Genomic DNA, 15,852 nt, shown 5'->3' with positions numbered 1-15,852 from the left:
CCCGCGTTCGGGGCAGACTGTCGGCATGGCCGAAATCGAGGGAATCGACGTCTCCGCGCCGCCGAGCGGCACGGGCTGCGCGGAGTGCCTGGCCGTGGACGGCTGGTGGGTGCACCTGCGCCGCTGCGCGCAGTGCGGGCACATCGGCTGCTGCGACAGCTCACCGGCCCAGCACGCGACGGCGCACTACCAGGCGAGCGGGCACCCGGTGATCCGCAGCTTCGAGCCGGGCGAGGACTGGTTCTACAGCTTCGAGACGGGTGAAGGGTACGACGGCCCGGCTTTGGCGCCCCCGGAGCACCGGCCGGTCACGCAGCCGGTGCCGGGCCCCGAAGGCCGGGTGCCGGCCGACTGGCAGTCGCACGTGCACTGACGCGGCCGCGGCGTCCCGGGCTACCCTCGTCCGAGGGGGATGCCGTGGTGATCACCGTTGTGCTCGCGGTCGTTTCCGTGGTTTCGACCGCGGCCGCGATCCGCTTCTCCCTCCGTGGCCGCGCGGCCACTCCGTCGGAGGGCGTGCCGGCGGAGGTCGAAGCGCGGCCGGCGCAGATTTCCCCGCATTTCACCTACAACGCGCTGAACACGATCGCCGAGCTCATCCGCAGCGAACCCGCGGAAGCGCGGGAACTGCTGCAGGATTTTGCCGATTTCACCCGGTATTCCTCGCGGGTGTCCGGCCGGCTCACCTCGCTGGCCGAAGAGCTGCAGAACGTCGACCGGTACCTGACGATCGCCGGGGCCGTGCACCGCGGGCAGCTCGGCGTCCAGCTGAAGATCGCGCCCGAGGTGCTGGCCGTCGTGCTGCCGTTCCTCATCCTCCAGCCCCTGGTGGAGAACGCCGTCACCCACGGAGTGCGCCCGAAACCTGGCGGCGGCACGGTGCGCGTCACGGCGGTGGACGCCGGCACGGAGGCGATGGTGAGCGTCGAGGACGACGGTGTCGGCATGGATCCCACGCGCCTCGCGGACCTGCGGGACGGCGGCCGAACCGGCCTCACCACCGTCAACGAGCGGATGCGTGCCGCGTTCGGCCCTGGCTACGCGCTGGTCGTGGAGACCGCCGAGGGGGCCGGCACCAAGGTCACCCTGCGGTTCCCCAAGTGAAGGAGGCGGAGTGGGCCGAGGACTGCGAGTGCTCGCGGTGGACGACATGCCGGTCGCGCTCGAACGGATCAGCCGGCTGCTGCGCGAGAGCCCCGAGGTGGCCGAGGTCTGCGAGGCGGGTGATCCGCTCACCGCGCTGGACCTGATCCGCACCCGGCACTTCGACGCGTTGTTCATCGACGTCGCCATGCCGGGGATGAGTGGTCTCGCGCTGGCTCAGCTCCTGACGAGACTGACCGAACCGCCGCTGGTCGTCTTCGTCACCGGGTACGACGAACACGCCGCGGACGCCTTCGACCTCGGGGCGGTCGACTACGTGCGCAAACCCGTGGGGGCCGACCGGCTCGCGGCGGCGCTGCGCCGGGTGGTGAAGATGCTGCCCGCCGCCGAACCCGCGCCGCCGCCGGTCCCCGACGCCCTGGTCTCCCTTCCGGTCGAAGCAGCCGGCCGGACGCGGTACGTCAAACGCCGCGAGGTCGTGTTCGCCGAGGCCTGCCGGGACACGGTCAAGCTCCACACGTTCTCCGGTGTCCACCCGGTGCGGATGCCGCTCGCTCAGCTGGCCGAGCACTGGGAGGAGGCCGGTTTTGTGCGCACGCACCGCAGTTTCCTCGCCGCCGTCGGCGCGATCACCGAACTGCGCACGGATCCCACCGGCGGCCTGGTCGCGCACACCGAGCTCGGTGACGTGCCGGTGAGCCGGCGGCACGCCCGGGCGGTGCGGGAGCGGCTGTTCGGCGCCGCGCGGGCGACCGAGCCCGGGTGACGACCGCTGGTGGTCCGCTCGTCGACCACTCGTCGTCCCATCACGAGCGAAGATCGGCAAGCGCTACTCCGGTGCCGGCGGGCTTCCTAGCATCGTGTTCGTCGACGGCTCGGGAGGGGCGAACAGCATGGCGGGGATATCCGCAGGAGTGATCGTTCTGGTGGCGGTGCTGGCGACCTTCTGCGTCAGCGCGCTTGCCCTGCACCTGCACAAGGGCGCCGCCGGCGGTCACCTCAAGGTCAAGTTCGGGCCGTTCGTGTTCGAGTACGGGGCCTCCGAGAGCGGCGACGAAGCGCCGGGTGAGCGAGCGGGGGCACCGCCCGCCCACCCGGGGGACGTCACGCGGTGACGGTCAGCCGGCCGAGGGTGGCCGCGTGGTCGGGGTGGTCGACCGGGACCACGGCCGAGGACAACGCGATCCAGCACGACGGGCAGCTGTACTGCCGGAACACCACCGGGGTGTCGACGTAGTCCGAGGCCGTCGCGATGATCTGCGGCCCGGCGTCGGTTGCGGCGCCGTCGTACACGGCGAGGGTCAGTGGTCCTTCGCCGGTGTCGCCGAGGATCTCCGCGCAGTGTGCGCAGGCGATGGTCGTGCCGACCGTCGAGGTGACTGCTGCGGCGTAAGTTCTCGAACCGGGCGAGTCGCACGCCGACCCGAGGGGAAGGACGGACCATGAGTCTCGAGCTGAGCGCGGAACGCTGCCGGCAGGCACTTCAGGACCACACCCGACAGCTGGCGGAGTCGGCCCTCGCCGCGGGTGCGGCGGCTTCGGTGCCGACCTGTCCGGGCTGGACCGTGACCGGTCTGGTCGAGCACGTCGGCCAGACCCTGCACTGGGTGTCCGAGATCGTCGAACGCCGGATCACCGATCCGGCGGAGCTGCCCACCGAGGTGGCCGAGCTGCCCGCCGATCCCCAGGCCTGGCCGGCGTGGCTGGCGGAGGCCGCCGCCCGCGCGGCCGCGGCCTGCTCCGACGCGGCACTGGAAGCCCCGGTGTTCAACGCCGCCGGCGACCACCGGACCGGTGCTCGGTTCTGGCTCCACAGCCTGCTCAACGAGGCGGTCGTCCACGGCTTCGACGCGGCCGCGGCCGCCGGCCGCGACTACAACCTCGACGCCGACGTCGCCGCCGATCTCATCACCCACCACCTGGCCATGCTCGCCTCGCCGACCTGGGCGGCCCGGCGGCCCGAATCCGCGGCCGCGACGCGCGGCGCCGGCGAGACCCTGCTCTGGCACGCCACCGACGAACCCGGCGACTGGCACATCGAACGCCACCCCGACGGCGTGCGGTGGCAGCCCCGCGCCGGCACGGCCGACGTGACCGTCCACGGTCCGGCAAAATCGATGCTGCTGGTCCTGACCCGCCGGCGGCCGCTGAGCGACGACGTCACCGTCGACGGCGACGTCGATCTGGTCCGGCACTGGCTGGAGCACACCGCCCACGTGGCGGGCTAGGTTGTTCCGGCCCGCTACGCCACCATCGCGAAGCTGGCGTAGTACTCACCGGTCTGATCGCGGGTGCCGCTGCGGTCGGGGTTGACCTCGGCCCCGACCCAGCCCTGGAAGGTTCCCGAGTCGTCGATCACCTGGAGCATCGGGCGCACGTGGCTGTTGAGCAGGTAACAGCCGTCGTAGGACAGGCACTCGCACCAGAACTCGCAGCTGTTGCGGCGCCCGCCCAGGTCGCCGGTCAGGTAGTAGAACCGCCGGTTGCCGCTGTCGGCGAGCTTCTGCACGCACGCGGCGTAACCGGGGGCGCTCGGCAGACCGCAGCAGGAAGCCTCGTCACAATGCGCGTTGTACTGCACGTACCCGAGGCACGAGCCGTCCGTGCAGGCGTTCCAGTCCGGGCCGACGGTGAAGCTCCCGCTGCCCGGCGCGCCGCGGCCGGAGTTGGTGATCGTCTTGCCGTGCCAGCTCTGGGCCTCGTAGAGGTACGACCGCTGCGTGGCGCGGACGGTGCTCATCGGGGCCTTGCTGGTCTGGGCCAGCGAGGCGTTGCTGCCGTAGCCGAACCCGCCGGTGATCGAGTAAGTGTCGCCGACCAGCTGCAGCCGGCCGAGCCCCGGGTGCAGCTCGGACACCGCCCAGGTCTCGCCGAGGTCCACCGCGGTCGTGGCGCCGTTGATGGTGCTGCTGGTCCAGGTGATGGCCACCTGGCCGGACGTGGCGTTGTAGGCGTAGGTGCCGGTGAAATGGCCGTTCGGATCACCGGTGAATCCCGGCGCGGTCTTGATGGCGCAGTTGTTCCGCGGATTGGTGCCCGGCTCCCATTGGCCGCAGTAGTAGACGTCTCCGCTGCTGACCGGGACCGGGTTGTCGCGCTGGCTCCAGGTCCAGAAGTTGTGCTGGACGACGTTGCTGGCCGGGTCGAACACGAGGTAACCCAGCCGCAGGTAGTTGTTGCCGACGGCCTCGGTGAAACCGGCGACGCTGACCACCCAGTTCTGCTTGCCCAGCGGCGTTGGTGCAGCTTGCGCGGCGGACGCGCTGAGCGCCATCGTCGAGGCGAGCACGGACAAGACTACGGCTCCGAACGCGGCCAAGCGGCGCATTACCCCCATTTGCATGGGAAGAGCGTAACGCGAATTCGGCGCCGCGTCCCGGTTCCATCTGAGTGACGGAAACGGGGAATCAGCCGACGAATTCGGCTCGCTGTAGCCAATCGTCACCCGTTTGCGCAGCCGGAATCGCATTCGTGGCCGGCCCTAAACCGGATGGTGGTGCCAAGCGTTCTCCCAGGTTGTGCACCGGCCGGCCGTGGGGCTGCGGCTAGCGGGGCATCAGTTCGGCAGCGCATTCCGTGCCGGCGGGCGGGAGCGTTCCGGCTACGAAATGGGCGCGCACGTGGCCGGCGAGGCAGTGGTTGCCGAGCAGGTGAGCCGCGTGGCCGTCGCCGTGGTGGACGACTCTCGCGCCGGGCAGCTGCGCGGCCACGCGCTCGGCCCCGAGGTTGGGCGTGTTGTTGTCGAGTTCCCCGATGCCGATGAGGATCGGCGGCAGGTTGCGGGCCTTCGGTGACGCGGGCGGGTACGCCGGGCCGCCTTCGACGCCGACGCAGCGGCCGAGCTGCATGCGCCCGGCCAGCCGGCCGACGCGGGGCGCCACCTTCCGCAACTGTGCTTCGATCGCCAGGAACTCCCGGTGGCTAGGCGCCGCCGGCATGAAGTCGTGGCACAGCAACGCCGGCTGGACGCTGCCGAACGGCTCCGGCGGCAGCTCGGCCGGCAGCCGGCTGAAGTCGCCGGTCCGGGCGGCCGCGAGGCCTGCTGCGAGGTCTCGCCATCGGGGCGGTGCCAGGCCGATGAGCATCCCGGCCCGGGGCGCTCCGACCTGGTCCCACACGGCCGTGACGTCCTGGCCGTGGAGGGCACACGCCGGGGTGGCCGCGCACCAGTCGCCGAAGGTGCGCAGCTGCTGTTCCTTGGTGCGGGCGTGGTCGGTCAGCGAGGCGGCCGGATCCGGCTGGGTGTGGTCGGCGACGCCGTCCAGGTACATCCGCCCGAGCCGCGAGCCGAACTGCTCGGCGTAAGTCTGCCCGTCGCTGGTGCCGTAGGAGTTTCCCAAGTAGCGCAACGTTTTCTCATCGAGTGCGGCGCGTAAAGCGTCCAGGTTGTGCGCCTGCGCCGCCCAGCCGGCCTCGGTCGGGTCGAGCACGAGCCCGTAGACCGAGGGCGCCCGGTCGCAGCGGACCAAGGTGCCGTTGGCCGCGTCGAAGTTTTCGGCCAGTTCGCGCAGCGGCGCCGGGACTCGGCCGAGCAGGGCGTTCGTGCCGTTGCCCGAGCCGAGGCCGACCACGACGGAACCGAGCCGGTGGCCCGAAGCGGGCAGCCGCACGAGGTTGAGTGCTGTGGCCGGCCCGCCGGGGTCCTGCCGGTCGGCCGGGACGGTCAGGGTCGAACACTGCACCTCGGCGGTGCAGTCGGTCCAGGACAGGCTCGGGCGTGGCGCGTTCGCCTCCCACGCGGTGCAGCTCGTGAGCAACCCGGCTATCGCGAGCGCCGCTGTTCACCCGGGACCGCGACCGTCGCCGACTCGCCGATGCCGTTGGCGCCGACGGCCTCGGCAGTGCTAATTCACCTTGTCGGACAATGCCGGGGGTCTGCGCAGTTCGTTGTCGACCTTGCCCAGCCGCGTGGTCAATTCTTGGATCGCTGCACGGGCGTCGTCGCAGATCCCGTTGGCGGCCACCAGGTACGAGTCGCAGATCTCCCAGTAGTTGCTGCCGCCGATCTCCGCGGCACCCTTCTTCTGCTGCGCGTGTTTCACCGCTTCGTCCAGCACGGTGTCCAGCTGGAGGATCTTGTCGAGCTCGAACGGGAACTTGCCCAGCACCCAGTCTCCGATGGCCTTGAAGACGGTCAGGCCGACCCGTTCGAACCCGGGGTCGCTGAACGTCTCGGCCTGCAGCGCCCCGACGAACTGTTTCATGACCTTGACCATGTCGGCCCGCGCCTGCTCGAAGATCTGGGAGTACGCGATGAGACACTGGCCGAGCTTGCCGACCGCCTCGATGTAGGGCTCGCTGTAGGCCTGCAGTTCTTCGCGGTAGGTCTGCACGTCGACGGCGGCATCGGCCTCCCACTTGTCGAGAGCCACCCCGAGCGCGCTGTTGAGGTTGTTGAGCACGTCGATGCCGGGATGGGCGTCACCGCCTGACTTGTAGCGCAGCTCGTCGATGGCCTGCCACGCCTGGTGCATGACCTTGACCTGCTGTTGCGCGATCACGTCGGACGGGTAGAAGAACCGCTCGAACGGATAGTTGGCCCACCGCTCCGGATGCGGGCCGGTGGGGCCGAAGTCGTGGAGCAGCCAGTCCACCCAGCCGGCCACCCAGCGGGCCCAGAGCGCAACCTCGCCGCACTGGTCCTCGTACCGGTCGAACTGCGGATAGCGCCCCGGTGGGCGGTCGGGGAAGTAGGGTGGCTGGTTCACCGGCTTCCCCCGTCCGGCCAGGATTCCCCGATGCGCCGGAGGTGCTCGCTCGAGGCCGTGTCGGCCTCGGCGTAGAGCTTCGACGCGGACTGCAGGCTGCCTTGCAGCCGGCGGGCCGTGCCGACGAAGTTGTCGTTGTCCGCAATGAGGGTGTCGAAGACTTCTTTGAATTTGCTGTTGAATCTCTCGCAGGCGTGGAAGAACACTCCGGCGTCGCCGTAGTCGCCGAGGATGACGGAATTTCCTTCGAGTGCCGCCTGCGCATGCTTGACGGCCGTACCGTGTGCTTCGAAATGCGTCACTGCCTCGGTTGCCCGCTCGGCAGCGTGCTGGATCAGTTCGGGAGTAGCCTCGAAACCTTGCACCATCTTCCCCCTTCGCGACTGCAGTTCGTCCCTGCGGGACGCCCCCTCTGCGAATCGGAGTAGACGATACGCCGGCTGCCTGCGCCGGAAGGCGGCTTTCGGAGAACTCCTCGGCACCCGCCCGCGATGCGTGGCGATCGGGAGCTGAGCCGGCTCCGCCAAGTCAGGTGCGTCGCGCGCCGAGGGTGACCGCCGTCAGCACCGTCGTCAGCTGCTCCCGGAACCGCAGCGCGGTGTGGGCCCACCTCGGCTCCTCTTCGTAGAGCCGGCGCAGGGTCGGGGACGGCCGGGACAGCTGGAAGAGGTAGGCCGCGCAGCTCATCGCGGCCGTCAGCACCGTCCGCGCGCCGTCGTGATCGAGGCCCGCCCCCGTCTCGACCAGGGCGGCCGTCATGATGTCGAACGCCGCCGACGCCGCGGTCTTGTACTTGCGGGCGCGTTCCAGGCGCACCGCGCCCTCCAGGCTGAGGCCGACATGGGTCTGCAGGTCGCAGAACAGCGGCAGGGCGTCGAGGGACCCGCTGACGACGTCGGCGACCTCGACGGCGCTCAGCCGGCGCCCGCCGAGGTCGCTCACCAGGCGCTCACGCCAGTCGGCCCAGCCCTGTTCGGCCAGTTCGAGCAGGAGCTCCTCGCGGGATTCGAAGTACCGGCGCAGCGCCGACGGGTGCAGGCCGACCCGCGTGGTCACCTCGGTGAGGGTGACCTCGCGCACACCGCGTTCCACGGCGAGCTCCCGTGCGGCGGTCAGCAGGGCGGTCCTGCGGACCTCTTTGTCCTGGTCGGAGCGGGCGCGCTGGCGAGGCTGGGGCACCGCGCCAGGATAACGCAACGCCTTTGACTTAACTTCGGCGCGGCGCTACCGTCGAGTTAACGCAAATACATTGCGTTAAGAAGGAGCTTCCGATGAGTTCAGTGTTCTTCGTGACCGGTTCGTCCCGCGGGCTCGGCCGCAAGATCGTCGAGCAGGCCCTCGCCGCCGGGCACCGCGTGGTCGCCACCGCCCGCGACCCGCGTGCGCTCGACGACCTCGCCGCCCGGTACGGCGACACCATCCACGTCGAGCGGCTCGACGTCACCGACGCTTCGGCCGTCGAAGCCGCGGTGGCGAACGGTGTCGCCGCGTTCGGCCGGCTCGACGTCGTGGTCAACAACGCGGGACAGGGCGACCGGGTGTCCCTCGAGGACACCACTCTCGACGTCTTCCGCCGCCAGATCGAGACGAACTTCCTCGGCACCGTCTACGTCACCAAGGCCGCGGTTCCGGTGCTGCGCAAGCAAGGCGGCGGCCGGATCATCCAGATCTCGTCGGTGGGCGGCCGGGTCGGCAGCCCGGGGATGACTGCGTACCAGTCGGCGAAATGGGCCGTGGGCGGGTTCACCGAAGCGCTCGCCGCCGAGGTCGCGCCGCTGGGCATCAAGCTGACCGTGCTCGAGCCCGGCGGGATGCGCACCGACTGGGGCGGCGCGTCGATGGCCACGCCGCCGATCAGCGAGCCGTACGAGGTGACGGTCGGCGCGTCGGCCCGGGCGATGGCCGACTTCGAGCGGCACGCGAACAGCGACCCGCGGAAGGTCGCCGACCTGGTGCTCACCGTCGCCGGCCTCGACGACCCGCCGGTGCGCCTGCTCGCCGGGAGTGACGCCTACGAGTTCGGCCGCGAGGCGTGGCAGCACCGCGTCGACACCGACGCGAAGTGGGCCCACCTCAGCAGCTCGACCGACGACGCCGAGTCCGGCGAGGCCTGGCGGCGGCAGCGTGGTGCGAGCCTGCCGGACGTCCGCGCGTGACGCCGTCGGGTGGCCGAGGTTCCGGATGGCCCTCGGGTGGGTAGCCCCCAGGTGTGAGGCTGCAGGCGCCGCCTGCTGCGACGAGTGAGAGGTGATCACATGAGCCAGGGCGACGCCCCGGTCGGGCGATCGGTGAAGACGGCGGCGGCCGGTGTCCGGGATCTCGCCGCGGAAGCCGCGCGAGTGGGGGCGGCCGCGGCCGCGCGGGCGGTCGAGATCACCGACCGCAAGCTGACCGAAGGCGCGGACGAACTCGCGAAGGTCGGCCGCGCGGCGACCAAGGACCTGGACAAGAGCACCAGGTCGTCCCGCCGTGAAGTGCGCGCGAACTCCGTCGCCGCGCGTGACGAAGTGCTGTCCCGCGCGGTGAAGATGCGTGACCCGGGCCGGAAGGCGGCCCTGGCGGTCGCGGCCGTGGCCGGGTCGGCGGGAGAGTCGGGCCGCAAGCGACGGAAGGCCGTCGCGACGGCGAAGCGAGACCTCGCCGTGGCGCTCGAAGAGGCGAAGAGCGCGGCGCGCGGCGAACGCTCCCGGCGGGCCCGCTGGCCGTGGCTGCTGGTGTTCGGCGCGGTGGCCGCCGCGGTGGTGGCCGTCGTGCAGGTCAAGCGGTCGAACCCGTTGGTGGAAGAGGATTCCGTTCCGACGCCGGCCACGCCGCCGACCGGGAACGCGACCACGACACCTGCCGGGACGACGGCTGCTCCGGCCGCGCCAGTGACTCCGGCCGCGCCGGTAACTCCGGCCGCGCCGGTAACTCCGGCCGCGCCGGTAACTCCGGCCGCCGGGACCACGCCGGCGCCCGAAAAGCCGGCGGCTCCCAAGCCTGCGCCGAAGCCGGCGGAGCCCGACGGGAAGCACACCGAAGGCGCGAACGGCCGCACGGCGGCCGGGCGCGGCCAGAACAAGGCCCGCTAGACCCGGGTTCGCAGGCCGGGGCGCCGCGCTGAGACCGTCAGTGCGGCGCCCCGGCCTGTTCTTGTCGCGAACCTGTGACGGAGTGCGCACGAGACGCGGACATCCGCCGAGCACGGTGTGGCGCATGCGAAGTCGATCTCTGCTGCTCGGTGTGGTGCTCGCGCTGACCGCCGCCCTCGTGGGCGCCGTTCCCGCGCAGGCCATCCTCGGGGGCGCCGAGTCCACCCGGGCCTACTCCTTCCTGGGCTCGTTCCAACCGTCCTTCCCGCGGCCGCCGCGGCCGGACGGGCACGGGTGCGGGGTGGAAGTCCTGGCGCCCCAATGGGTCCTGACCGCCAGTCACTGCGCCGGCAAGAACCCGACCGGGGCGCGGACGGGCGTCCCGCGGGGCTGGCAGGTCCGCATCGGGTCGCTCGACACGACCTCCGGCGGCGAGGTCGCCGACGTCGACCACTACTACCGGCTGGCGACCAGCAGTGACGAAGGCGGGTTCTGGGGCAAGGACGTCGCCCTGCTGCACCTGCGGAAACCGGTCCGGGCGAAGCCCGTGCGGATCGCCTCGGCCACGCCGGCGGACGGCACGCCCGTGCGCATCCTGGGCTGGGGTATGTCCTGCGAGGACAGCACGAACCCCGCGTGTTTCCCCACCAAGCTGCGGGAAGCCGACACCGTGGTACAGCCGAACTCCGTCTGCCCGGCCGCCGCGCCGGTCGGGGAGCTCTGCGTCGGCAGCCGGGACGGCAGCGTCGCCGCGGGCAACATGGACTCCGGCGGCCCAGCCCTAGTCCGTGACGGCGCCGGGTGGGCCGTGGCCGGCGTGGTCAGCGGACCCAGCGGTGACCGGTCGCCGACCCTGTACACCGACGTCACCCGCCACGCCGGCTGGATCACCGGCATCATTTCCGGCACCGCCGTGCCGCCCGACGACGAGATCCTGGACGTCGAAGGCGCCGTGGAGCTGAACGGCTGTGCAGGCTCGGTGGTCCGGACCCCGCAGGCCGGACCGCACGATCCCGCGCTGCTGCTCACCAACGGGCACTGTGTGCCGGGGCAGCGTCCGGCGCCCGGGGCCGCGCTGGTGGACCAGCCGGCCGACTTCGAGGCGCCCATCGCCGATCACCAGGGCTACCCGCAGGCCACGGCCCGCGCGAAGCGGCTGCTGTACGCGACGATGACCGGCACGGACGTCGCGCTGTTCCGCTTGGACAAGACCTACGCGCAGTTGCGGGCGAAAGGCGCGAAGGTCTTCCGGCTGACCACCACCCCGGTGCGGGCGGGTGATCCGCTGACCATGGCCTACACCAGCCGCCGGCTGAACTGCGTCGCCGAGGCTGTGGTTCCGCACCTGCGCGAGGGCGGCTACCAGCTGGACGGCTCGATCCGCTACGCCACCGGCGAGAACTGCGCGCCCTGGCACGGCATGTCCGGCTCGGCGCTGCTCGCCCCCGACGGCACGACGGTCGTGGGGATCCACAACACCCACAACGACGACGGCGGACCGTGCACCGACGACAACCCCTGCGAGGTCGGCCCGGACGGCACGGTGACGTCGGTGCGCGGCCGGGGTTACGGCCAGCAGGTCGCCGGGATCGTGGCGTGCCTGGTCAAGGGGTCGAAGCTGGATTTGGCGCGGCCGGGCTGCGCTCTCACCGGGACGGCGTGAACCGCTGCCGAACCGATGCGGGGTGACCTCATCTCGAGGGCAGGTCGATCTCCTTGTGCCGCGCGGCCAGCGTCTCGGCGAGTTCGGCCAGCTTGACGTTCAGGTCCTGGGACGTGCGCCTGAGCACGTCGAACGCTTCGCCGGCGGTGACGCCCCGGCGCGCCATGATGATGCCCTTGGCCTGGCCGATCACGTCCCGGCTGTCGATCGCCGTGCGCAGGTGGGCGGCCTGCAGCTCGGCGCGGGTCACCGCGTCGGTGCGGGCGATGGCGAGGGAGGCGTGGGTGGCCAGCAGGAGCAGGACGTCGCGGTCGGCTTCGTCCAGGCCGTTGGGGGAGCGCCCGTACACGTTGAGGGCGCCGGCGGAGCGGCCCGTCGGTGGGCCGGGGATGAGCGCGGTGGACAGCACCGAACCGACACCGAGCTCGACGGCGCCCGGCGCCCAGCGGGGCCAGCGCGGTTCATCGGCCAGGTCCGGCGCGATCGCCACGGCCGGCCCGGCCGGATCGGCGGATTCGACGCACGGGCCTTCCCCGAACCGGTACTGCAGCCGGTCGAGCTCGATCGCGACCTCACCGGTCTCGGCCGGGGTGTGGAACTGCCCGTCGGGGCCGATCAGGGTGAAGCTGGCCAGGTCGGCGGCGGGCACCATGAGCGTCGTGGCCTCGAGGACACGCCGGAGCACGTCCTCGACGGTGGGGGCGGTGAGCAGGCTGGTCGTCAGCTCGGCGAACTGCCGGGCCAAGGGGCCGGTCCCGGGCGCCTGCGGCGTGGCGGTGAACGCCGCCTTGTCGCGTTGCCATTCGTGTTCGCTGGTCATGCCGGTCTCCCTGATGCTGCGGCGGGGAAGACGGCTGGCTTTTCAACCATCGCGACGCCCAACCTAACCTCCCGGGCCGTGGGTCGCCACGACCCGGTCACGTGCCGGCGCTCAGCAGGGCCACGGCCTCGCCGAGCGTGGCCGGGCGGGCAGGCTGCCCGGCGCCTTCGGGCCACCCGGGCCCGGCCAGCACGAGCCGAGCCGCCCGGATCGGGCGCGGGGGAGTGGCAGGCCGGCTGCTCCACAGCACGACGGCCGCCGGTCGGGTGCGGTCGACGGCGTCCCGCAGCGCCATCGCGGGAACCGACGGGCCCAGGAACAGCGCGGCGCGGCCGTGCTCGGCCAGTGCCGCGCGCAGCGCCTCCAGGGGCAGGGTGTGCCGGTCCCCCTCCGCGCAGGCCAGCAGGACCGGCGGGCCGGCGCCGACGGGGGCCGGGACGCGGTGCAGCGCCGCCGCCACGGCCCACGACAGCCCGTGGACGAGGTCGATGCAGTGGTCGGCGTCCGGCCCGGCCAGGGCGGTGAGTGCGGGCCGGCAGAGGTGCTCCCAGGTGCCGGCCACGCCGTGCCCGGCCAGGTGCGCGTCCAGTAGCGCGGTGGCCGTGTCGATCTCCAGCCGCCGGACGGCGGTCAGCAGGGTGGCGACGTCGGTGGCGCCGAACGCGCGCGCCGCCGCGGTTTCCGTGCTGATCCCCAGCTCGATCAGCTCTTTCATGCGAAGCAGGGCGTGCACGTCGGCCTGCCCGTACCGGCGGTGGCTGCCGGTCTGGGGCGTGGCCAGCGGGAGCTCGTAACGCCGGTGCCACGCACGCAACGTGGACGCGGGGAGGCCGACCATCCGGGCGACCGCCCCCGCCGTCCAGGTCGCGGCGGGGGCGGCTGGCCGGTTCATCAGCCCATTGTCCGCCCGGCCGGGCGGACCCGCTCAGTTCCCGGGGCGCTGGACGTCGCCTCGCCAGCCGCCGGTTTCGTGGCCGCCGCGCTCCTCGATGAACGTCTTGAACCGGCCCAGGTCACCCTTGACCCGGCGGTCGAGGATGCCGAGCTTGTCGGCGACGTTCTCGACGAAGCCCTCCGGGTCGATGTCCATCTGGGCGGTCACCCGGGTGTGGCGGTCGTCGAGCCGGTGGAACGTGACGACCCCGGCGTGGTTGGGGCCGGCGTCGGACTTCCACGCGATCCGCTCGTCGGGGTGCTGTTCGGTGATCGTGGCGTCGAACTCGCGGGTGACCCCGCCCACACTCACCTTCCAGTGCGTGTGCGTGGCGTCGACCTGCCGGATCTCGTCGACGTCCTCCATGAAGTGCGGGAAGGACTCGAACTGGGTCCACTGGTTGTACGCGGTGCTGACGTCGGTCTCGACGTCGACGGACTCGGTGACGGTGCTCATCGCTGAGGTGTTCCCTTCCTGGTGGAGGCTCGGTCCCGACACGGTTACCCCGCAAATCGATGACAAAACGATGCAAGCCGCCTAAGGTCGGGCACCGACGGAAGGAGGCGGCGTGGTCGACGAAGCCGAAGAGCGGACACCCCCGCTGACGGTGCGGGTGCGCACCCTGCCCGAAGCCGTCGTCGTCGCGGCGGCCGGTGACCTGGATCTCGGCAGCGCGCCGATGTTGCGCACCCGGGCCCGGGACGCCCTCGACGGGCGGCCCGGAGCGCTGATCGTGGACCTCGGCGGCATCACCTTCTGCGGCTCGGCCGGGCTGCAGGTGCTCGCCGAGCTCATCGCCGAGACGGAAGCCGCGGCCCTGCCGTTCGCGGTCGTCACCGAGCGGCGCGCGGTGCTGCGCGCGCTCGAACTGACCCGGCTGGACGCGGCGCTCGCCGTGCACCCGACGGTGTCCGGCGCCCGCGAGTGGATCCGCGGCGGGTCCTGAGCCGTTACCGCCGGGGCAGCACCAGCAGCGCGTCGCCGACCGGGCGTTCCCCGGTCGCGTCCGACGGGGAGCTCACGAGCTTTCCGTCGATCGCCATCGCGGTCGAGCCGCCGCCGTCGAGGTTGATCGCGGTCACCGCGCCCAGCCGCGCCATCAGCTGCGCGCCCTCGATCAGGGAAAGCCCTTCGCTGTAGCCGGGCTGGCGGCCGTCGACGGTGACGATCAGCAGCCGGCCCTGGCGGTCGAGGCCGACCATCGTGCGCGGGTTGCGCTTGACACCCCAGCCGTAGACGAACGACGGGTCGCCGGGGTGCACCACGCCGTCCGCCATGGCGTTGACCGCGATCCGTCCATTGTGGACCAGCCACGGGCCGCCGTTGACCACGCCCGCCGGGTGGATCGGGCGGCCGCCCTCGAAGATCCGGGTTTCGACGCGCAGCTTCGCGCCCGGCCGCGTGTGCCCGGTCAGCCAGGTCGCCGCCGTGCCGATGCCCTGCACGGTGTGCCCGCCCGCGGGCACCTCGCCGCCCGCCGGACGCACCGCGGTGACGACGTCGCGGGCGTCGAGCACGGCTTCGACCCCGTTGCCGGCCGGCGTGGGCGTGCCGAGCTGCGGGGTGAACAGCACCAGCTCGTCCGGGTGGGTGCAGGTCGTGTCGTGCAGCGGCCGGTCGGTGGGGACGTCGCCCGGCTCGCCGCAGTTGCGGATGAGGCCCGGCTTGCGGTTGACGCCGTTGACCTCGCGGCCGCCGACGCTGACCGTGGTCCGCGGGACGCCGATCGACGGGCGGTCGCCGAGGATCAGCGCGGGCCGCCCGGCGGTGGCTTCACTCTGCAGGAGGCCCTGGTAGACGCCGGCACCGGCCGGCTCGCCGGGGATGCCGTCCCGCGGGTCGATGACGAAGAACCCGCCGTTCGTGCCGACGAGCGCGCCGGCCGCGGCCGCGAGCGCCGACGTCGTGCGCCGCCCCGAGACCGACTCGCCGTGTGACGCGACGACACTTCCGGCGAACCGCCGCGGATCGACGACGGCGACCCGCACGCGCTGCGGGCCCTGCGCTTCCGGGCCGTCCTGGCCGGTCCATTCGACGGCGTTGGTGAAGCCGTTCGCGGTCATCGCGCTCGCCGTCGCGGCGGCCTGCGCCCGGTCGGCGAAGGAGCCGACCCGCACCCGCCAGCCGAGCGCGCCCCGTGGCGTGTCGCTGAAGGCCGGCCAGTCGACCCGCTCGGCGCGCGCCGCAAAACCCTTGCCGCGCAACGTGGTCACCAGCGTGTCCGCGTGCTCGCGGGTGCCGAGCGCCGACGGTGGCGCGTCCGGGTCGGGGTTCGAGCCGTCGGGCACCAGCGCGGTGACGGTCCAGGTGTTGTGGCCGGTGCCTTCGCCGGCAACGGTGGTGCGGACGGTCAGGCCGGGCGCGAGCCCGGGCGCTGCATCGGCGGGCGTGCTCAGCGCGACGGTGAGCGCGGCGGACAGGACCAGCGCGGCGGGCAGCTTCGTCTTCACGCGAGGCAACGTACTCCCGCGGGGTGGATTTTTGCCGGGTTCCGGCCGAATTCCCGGTGTACGGCGGCCGCGAGCCCGGTCCTGGAGGGACTCCAGGTTTAC

At 72.2% G+C, this 15,852-nt stretch carries 19 protein-coding genes; 9 read left to right on the top strand and 10 right to left on the bottom strand.

The annotated features are described in order from the left end of the window. Nucleotides 1-25: 25 nt before the first annotated feature. The 4 genes from ACIA5G_RS15500 (at nt 26) to ACIA5G_RS15485 (ending at nt 2,219) form a co-directional block, all read left to right on the top strand. Nucleotides 26-373 carry a UBP-type zinc finger domain-containing protein gene (locus ACIA5G_RS15500; RefSeq protein ID WP_395923571.1) on the top strand — a complete coding sequence of 116 codons (348 nt, stop codon included), beginning with the start codon at nt 26-28 and terminating at the stop codon, nt 371-373. Nucleotides 374-417: 44 nt separating this feature from the next. Beyond that, entirely contained in the window at nt 418-1,104 is a 687-nt protein-coding gene (locus ACIA5G_RS15495) for a sensor histidine kinase (protein WP_395923570.1), read from the top strand. A gap of 10 nt (nt 1,105-1,114) precedes the next feature. Continuing rightward, nucleotides 1,115-1,870 carry a LytR/AlgR family response regulator transcription factor gene (locus ACIA5G_RS15490; protein ID WP_395923569.1) on the top strand — a complete coding sequence of 252 codons (756 nt, stop codon included), beginning with the start codon at nt 1,115-1,117 and terminating at the stop codon, nt 1,868-1,870. A gap of 148 nt (nt 1,871-2,018) precedes the next feature. Further along, nucleotides 2,019-2,219: a hypothetical protein gene (locus ACIA5G_RS15485; RefSeq protein WP_395923568.1), complete on the top strand. Its 201-nt coding sequence runs from the start codon at nt 2,019-2,021 to the stop codon at nt 2,217-2,219. On the opposite strand, the gene ACIA5G_RS15480 is transcribed toward ACIA5G_RS15485, so the two are convergent. Then, a complete protein-coding gene (locus tag ACIA5G_RS15480) occupies nt 2,209-2,397 on the bottom strand; it encodes a hypothetical protein (protein WP_395923567.1) in 189 nt (62 codons plus the stop codon). The genes ACIA5G_RS15485 and ACIA5G_RS15480 overlap by 11 nt on opposite strands. A 149-nt stretch (nt 2,398-2,546) precedes the next feature. On the opposite strand from ACIA5G_RS15480, the gene ACIA5G_RS15475 reads away from it, so the two are divergent. After that, nucleotides 2,547-3,332 (top strand): maleylpyruvate isomerase family mycothiol-dependent enzyme, encoded by a 786-nt coding sequence (locus tag ACIA5G_RS15475; RefSeq protein WP_395923566.1) that lies wholly within the window; start codon nt 2,547-2,549, stop codon nt 3,330-3,332. Nucleotides 3,333-3,346: 14 nt separating this feature from the next. Here ACIA5G_RS15475 and ACIA5G_RS15470 read toward each other — a convergent pair whose 3' ends face one another. The 5 genes from ACIA5G_RS15470 to ACIA5G_RS15450 all read right to left on the bottom strand — a co-directional run bounded on the left by ACIA5G_RS15470 (nt 3,347) and on the right by ACIA5G_RS15450 (nt 7,991). Continuing rightward, a complete protein-coding gene (locus ACIA5G_RS15470; protein WP_395923565.1) occupies nt 3,347-4,447 on the bottom strand; it encodes a hypothetical protein in 1,101 nt (366 codons plus the stop codon). 202 nt (nt 4,448-4,649) lie between these two features. After that, nucleotides 4,650-5,861: an alpha/beta hydrolase gene (locus tag ACIA5G_RS15465; RefSeq protein WP_395923564.1), complete on the bottom strand. Its 1,212-nt coding sequence runs from the start codon at nt 5,859-5,861 to the stop codon at nt 4,650-4,652. 87 nt (nt 5,862-5,948) lie between these two features. Further along, nucleotides 5,949-6,812, bottom strand: a complete 864-nt coding sequence (locus ACIA5G_RS15460) for a hypothetical protein (protein WP_395923563.1) — start codon at nt 6,810-6,812, stop codon at nt 5,949-5,951. Next, entirely contained in the window at nt 6,809-7,180 is a 372-nt protein-coding gene (locus ACIA5G_RS15455) for a hypothetical protein (protein WP_395923562.1), read from the bottom strand. The genes ACIA5G_RS15460 and ACIA5G_RS15455 overlap by 4 nt, the downstream gene beginning before the upstream one ends. 160 nt (nt 7,181-7,340) lie before the next feature. Continuing rightward, nucleotides 7,341-7,991: a TetR family transcriptional regulator gene (locus ACIA5G_RS15450; protein WP_395923561.1), complete on the bottom strand. Its 651-nt coding sequence runs from the start codon at nt 7,989-7,991 to the stop codon at nt 7,341-7,343. Nucleotides 7,992-8,083: 92 nt separating this feature from the next. Between ACIA5G_RS15450 and ACIA5G_RS15445 the strand changes: the two genes are divergently transcribed. The 3 genes from ACIA5G_RS15445 (at nt 8,084) to ACIA5G_RS15435 (ending at nt 11,546) form a co-directional block, all read left to right on the top strand. Further along, a complete protein-coding gene (locus tag ACIA5G_RS15445; protein WP_395923560.1) occupies nt 8,084-8,968 on the top strand; it encodes an SDR family NAD(P)-dependent oxidoreductase in 885 nt (294 codons plus the stop codon). Nucleotides 8,969-9,067: 99 nt separating this feature from the next. Further along, nucleotides 9,068-9,883, top strand: coding sequence for a hypothetical protein (locus ACIA5G_RS15440; RefSeq protein ID WP_395923559.1), 816 nt, complete (start codon nt 9,068-9,070; stop codon nt 9,881-9,883). Between the two features lie 124 nt (nt 9,884-10,007). Next, nucleotides 10,008-11,546 (top strand): trypsin-like serine protease, encoded by a 1,539-nt coding sequence (locus tag ACIA5G_RS15435; RefSeq protein ID WP_395923558.1) that lies wholly within the window; start codon nt 10,008-10,010, stop codon nt 11,544-11,546. A 28-nt stretch (nt 11,547-11,574) separates the two neighbouring features. On the opposite strand, the gene ACIA5G_RS15430 is transcribed toward ACIA5G_RS15435, so the two are convergent. The 3 genes from ACIA5G_RS15430 to ACIA5G_RS15420 all read right to left on the bottom strand — a co-directional run bounded on the left by ACIA5G_RS15430 (nt 11,575) and on the right by ACIA5G_RS15420 (nt 13,756). Beyond that, on the bottom strand, nt 11,575-12,366 hold the full coding sequence (locus tag ACIA5G_RS15430; RefSeq protein WP_395923557.1) for a GAF and ANTAR domain-containing protein: 792 nt from the start codon (nt 12,364-12,366) through the stop codon (nt 11,575-11,577). A gap of 97 nt (nt 12,367-12,463) precedes the next feature. After that, nucleotides 12,464-13,258: a MerR family transcriptional regulator gene (locus tag ACIA5G_RS15425; RefSeq protein ID WP_395923556.1), complete on the bottom strand. Its 795-nt coding sequence runs from the start codon at nt 13,256-13,258 to the stop codon at nt 12,464-12,466. Between the two features lie 33 nt (nt 13,259-13,291). Beyond that, nucleotides 13,292-13,756 (bottom strand): SRPBCC family protein, encoded by a 465-nt coding sequence (locus ACIA5G_RS15420; protein WP_395923555.1) that lies wholly within the window; start codon nt 13,754-13,756, stop codon nt 13,292-13,294. A gap of 112 nt (nt 13,757-13,868) precedes the next feature. On the opposite strand from ACIA5G_RS15420, the gene ACIA5G_RS15415 reads away from it, so the two are divergent. Beyond that, nucleotides 13,869-14,246, top strand: coding sequence for an STAS domain-containing protein (locus ACIA5G_RS15415; RefSeq protein ID WP_395923554.1), 378 nt, complete (start codon nt 13,869-13,871; stop codon nt 14,244-14,246). A gap of 4 nt (nt 14,247-14,250) precedes the next feature. Here the strand turns inward: ACIA5G_RS15415 and ACIA5G_RS15410 are convergent, their stop codons facing one another. Beyond that, nucleotides 14,251-15,750: a phosphodiester glycosidase family protein gene (locus tag ACIA5G_RS15410; protein ID WP_395923553.1), complete on the bottom strand. Its 1,500-nt coding sequence runs from the start codon at nt 15,748-15,750 to the stop codon at nt 14,251-14,253. Between the last annotated feature and the right edge of the window lie 102 nt (nt 15,751-15,852).

This window comes from Amycolatopsis sp. NPDC051758 (assembly GCF_044453095.1).
GTDB lineage: Bacteria > Actinomycetota > Actinomycetes > Mycobacteriales > Pseudonocardiaceae > Amycolatopsis.
Note: the sequence above shows the minus strand (reverse complement) of the source record. Positions and strands in the feature narration are given on the sequence as shown.

Bases quoted from the DNA above. Each gene is read 5' to 3' on its own strand.
- ACIA5G_RS15470 (WP_395923565.1), bottom strand. From the start codon at position 4,447: ATGCAAATGGGGGTAATGCGCCGCTTGGCCGCGTTCGGAGCCGTAGTC.
- ACIA5G_RS15430 (WP_395923557.1), bottom strand. From the start codon at position 12,366: ATGACCAGCGAACACGAATGGCAACGCGACAAGGCGGCGTTCACCGCC.
- ACIA5G_RS15455 (WP_395923562.1), bottom strand. From the start codon at position 7,180: ATGGTGCAAGGTTTCGAGGCTACTCCCGAACTGATCCAGCACGCTGCC.
- ACIA5G_RS15440 (WP_395923559.1), top strand. From the start codon at position 9,068: ATGAGCCAGGGCGACGCCCCGGTCGGGCGATCGGTGAAGACGGCGGCG.
- ACIA5G_RS15420 (WP_395923555.1), bottom strand. From the start codon at position 13,756: ATGAGCACCGTCACCGAGTCCGTCGACGTCGAGACCGACGTCAGCACC.
- ACIA5G_RS15425 (WP_395923556.1), bottom strand. From the start codon at position 13,258: ATGAACCGGCCAGCCGCCCCCGCCGCGACCTGGACGGCGGGGGCGGTC.
- ACIA5G_RS15500 (WP_395923571.1), top strand. From the start codon at position 26: ATGGCCGAAATCGAGGGAATCGACGTCTCCGCGCCGCCGAGCGGCACG.
- ACIA5G_RS15475 (WP_395923566.1), top strand. From the start codon at position 2,547: ATGAGTCTCGAGCTGAGCGCGGAACGCTGCCGGCAGGCACTTCAGGAC.
- ACIA5G_RS15435 (WP_395923558.1), top strand. From the start codon at position 10,008: ATGCGAAGTCGATCTCTGCTGCTCGGTGTGGTGCTCGCGCTGACCGCC.
- ACIA5G_RS15445 (WP_395923560.1), top strand. From the start codon at position 8,084: ATGAGTTCAGTGTTCTTCGTGACCGGTTCGTCCCGCGGGCTCGGCCGC.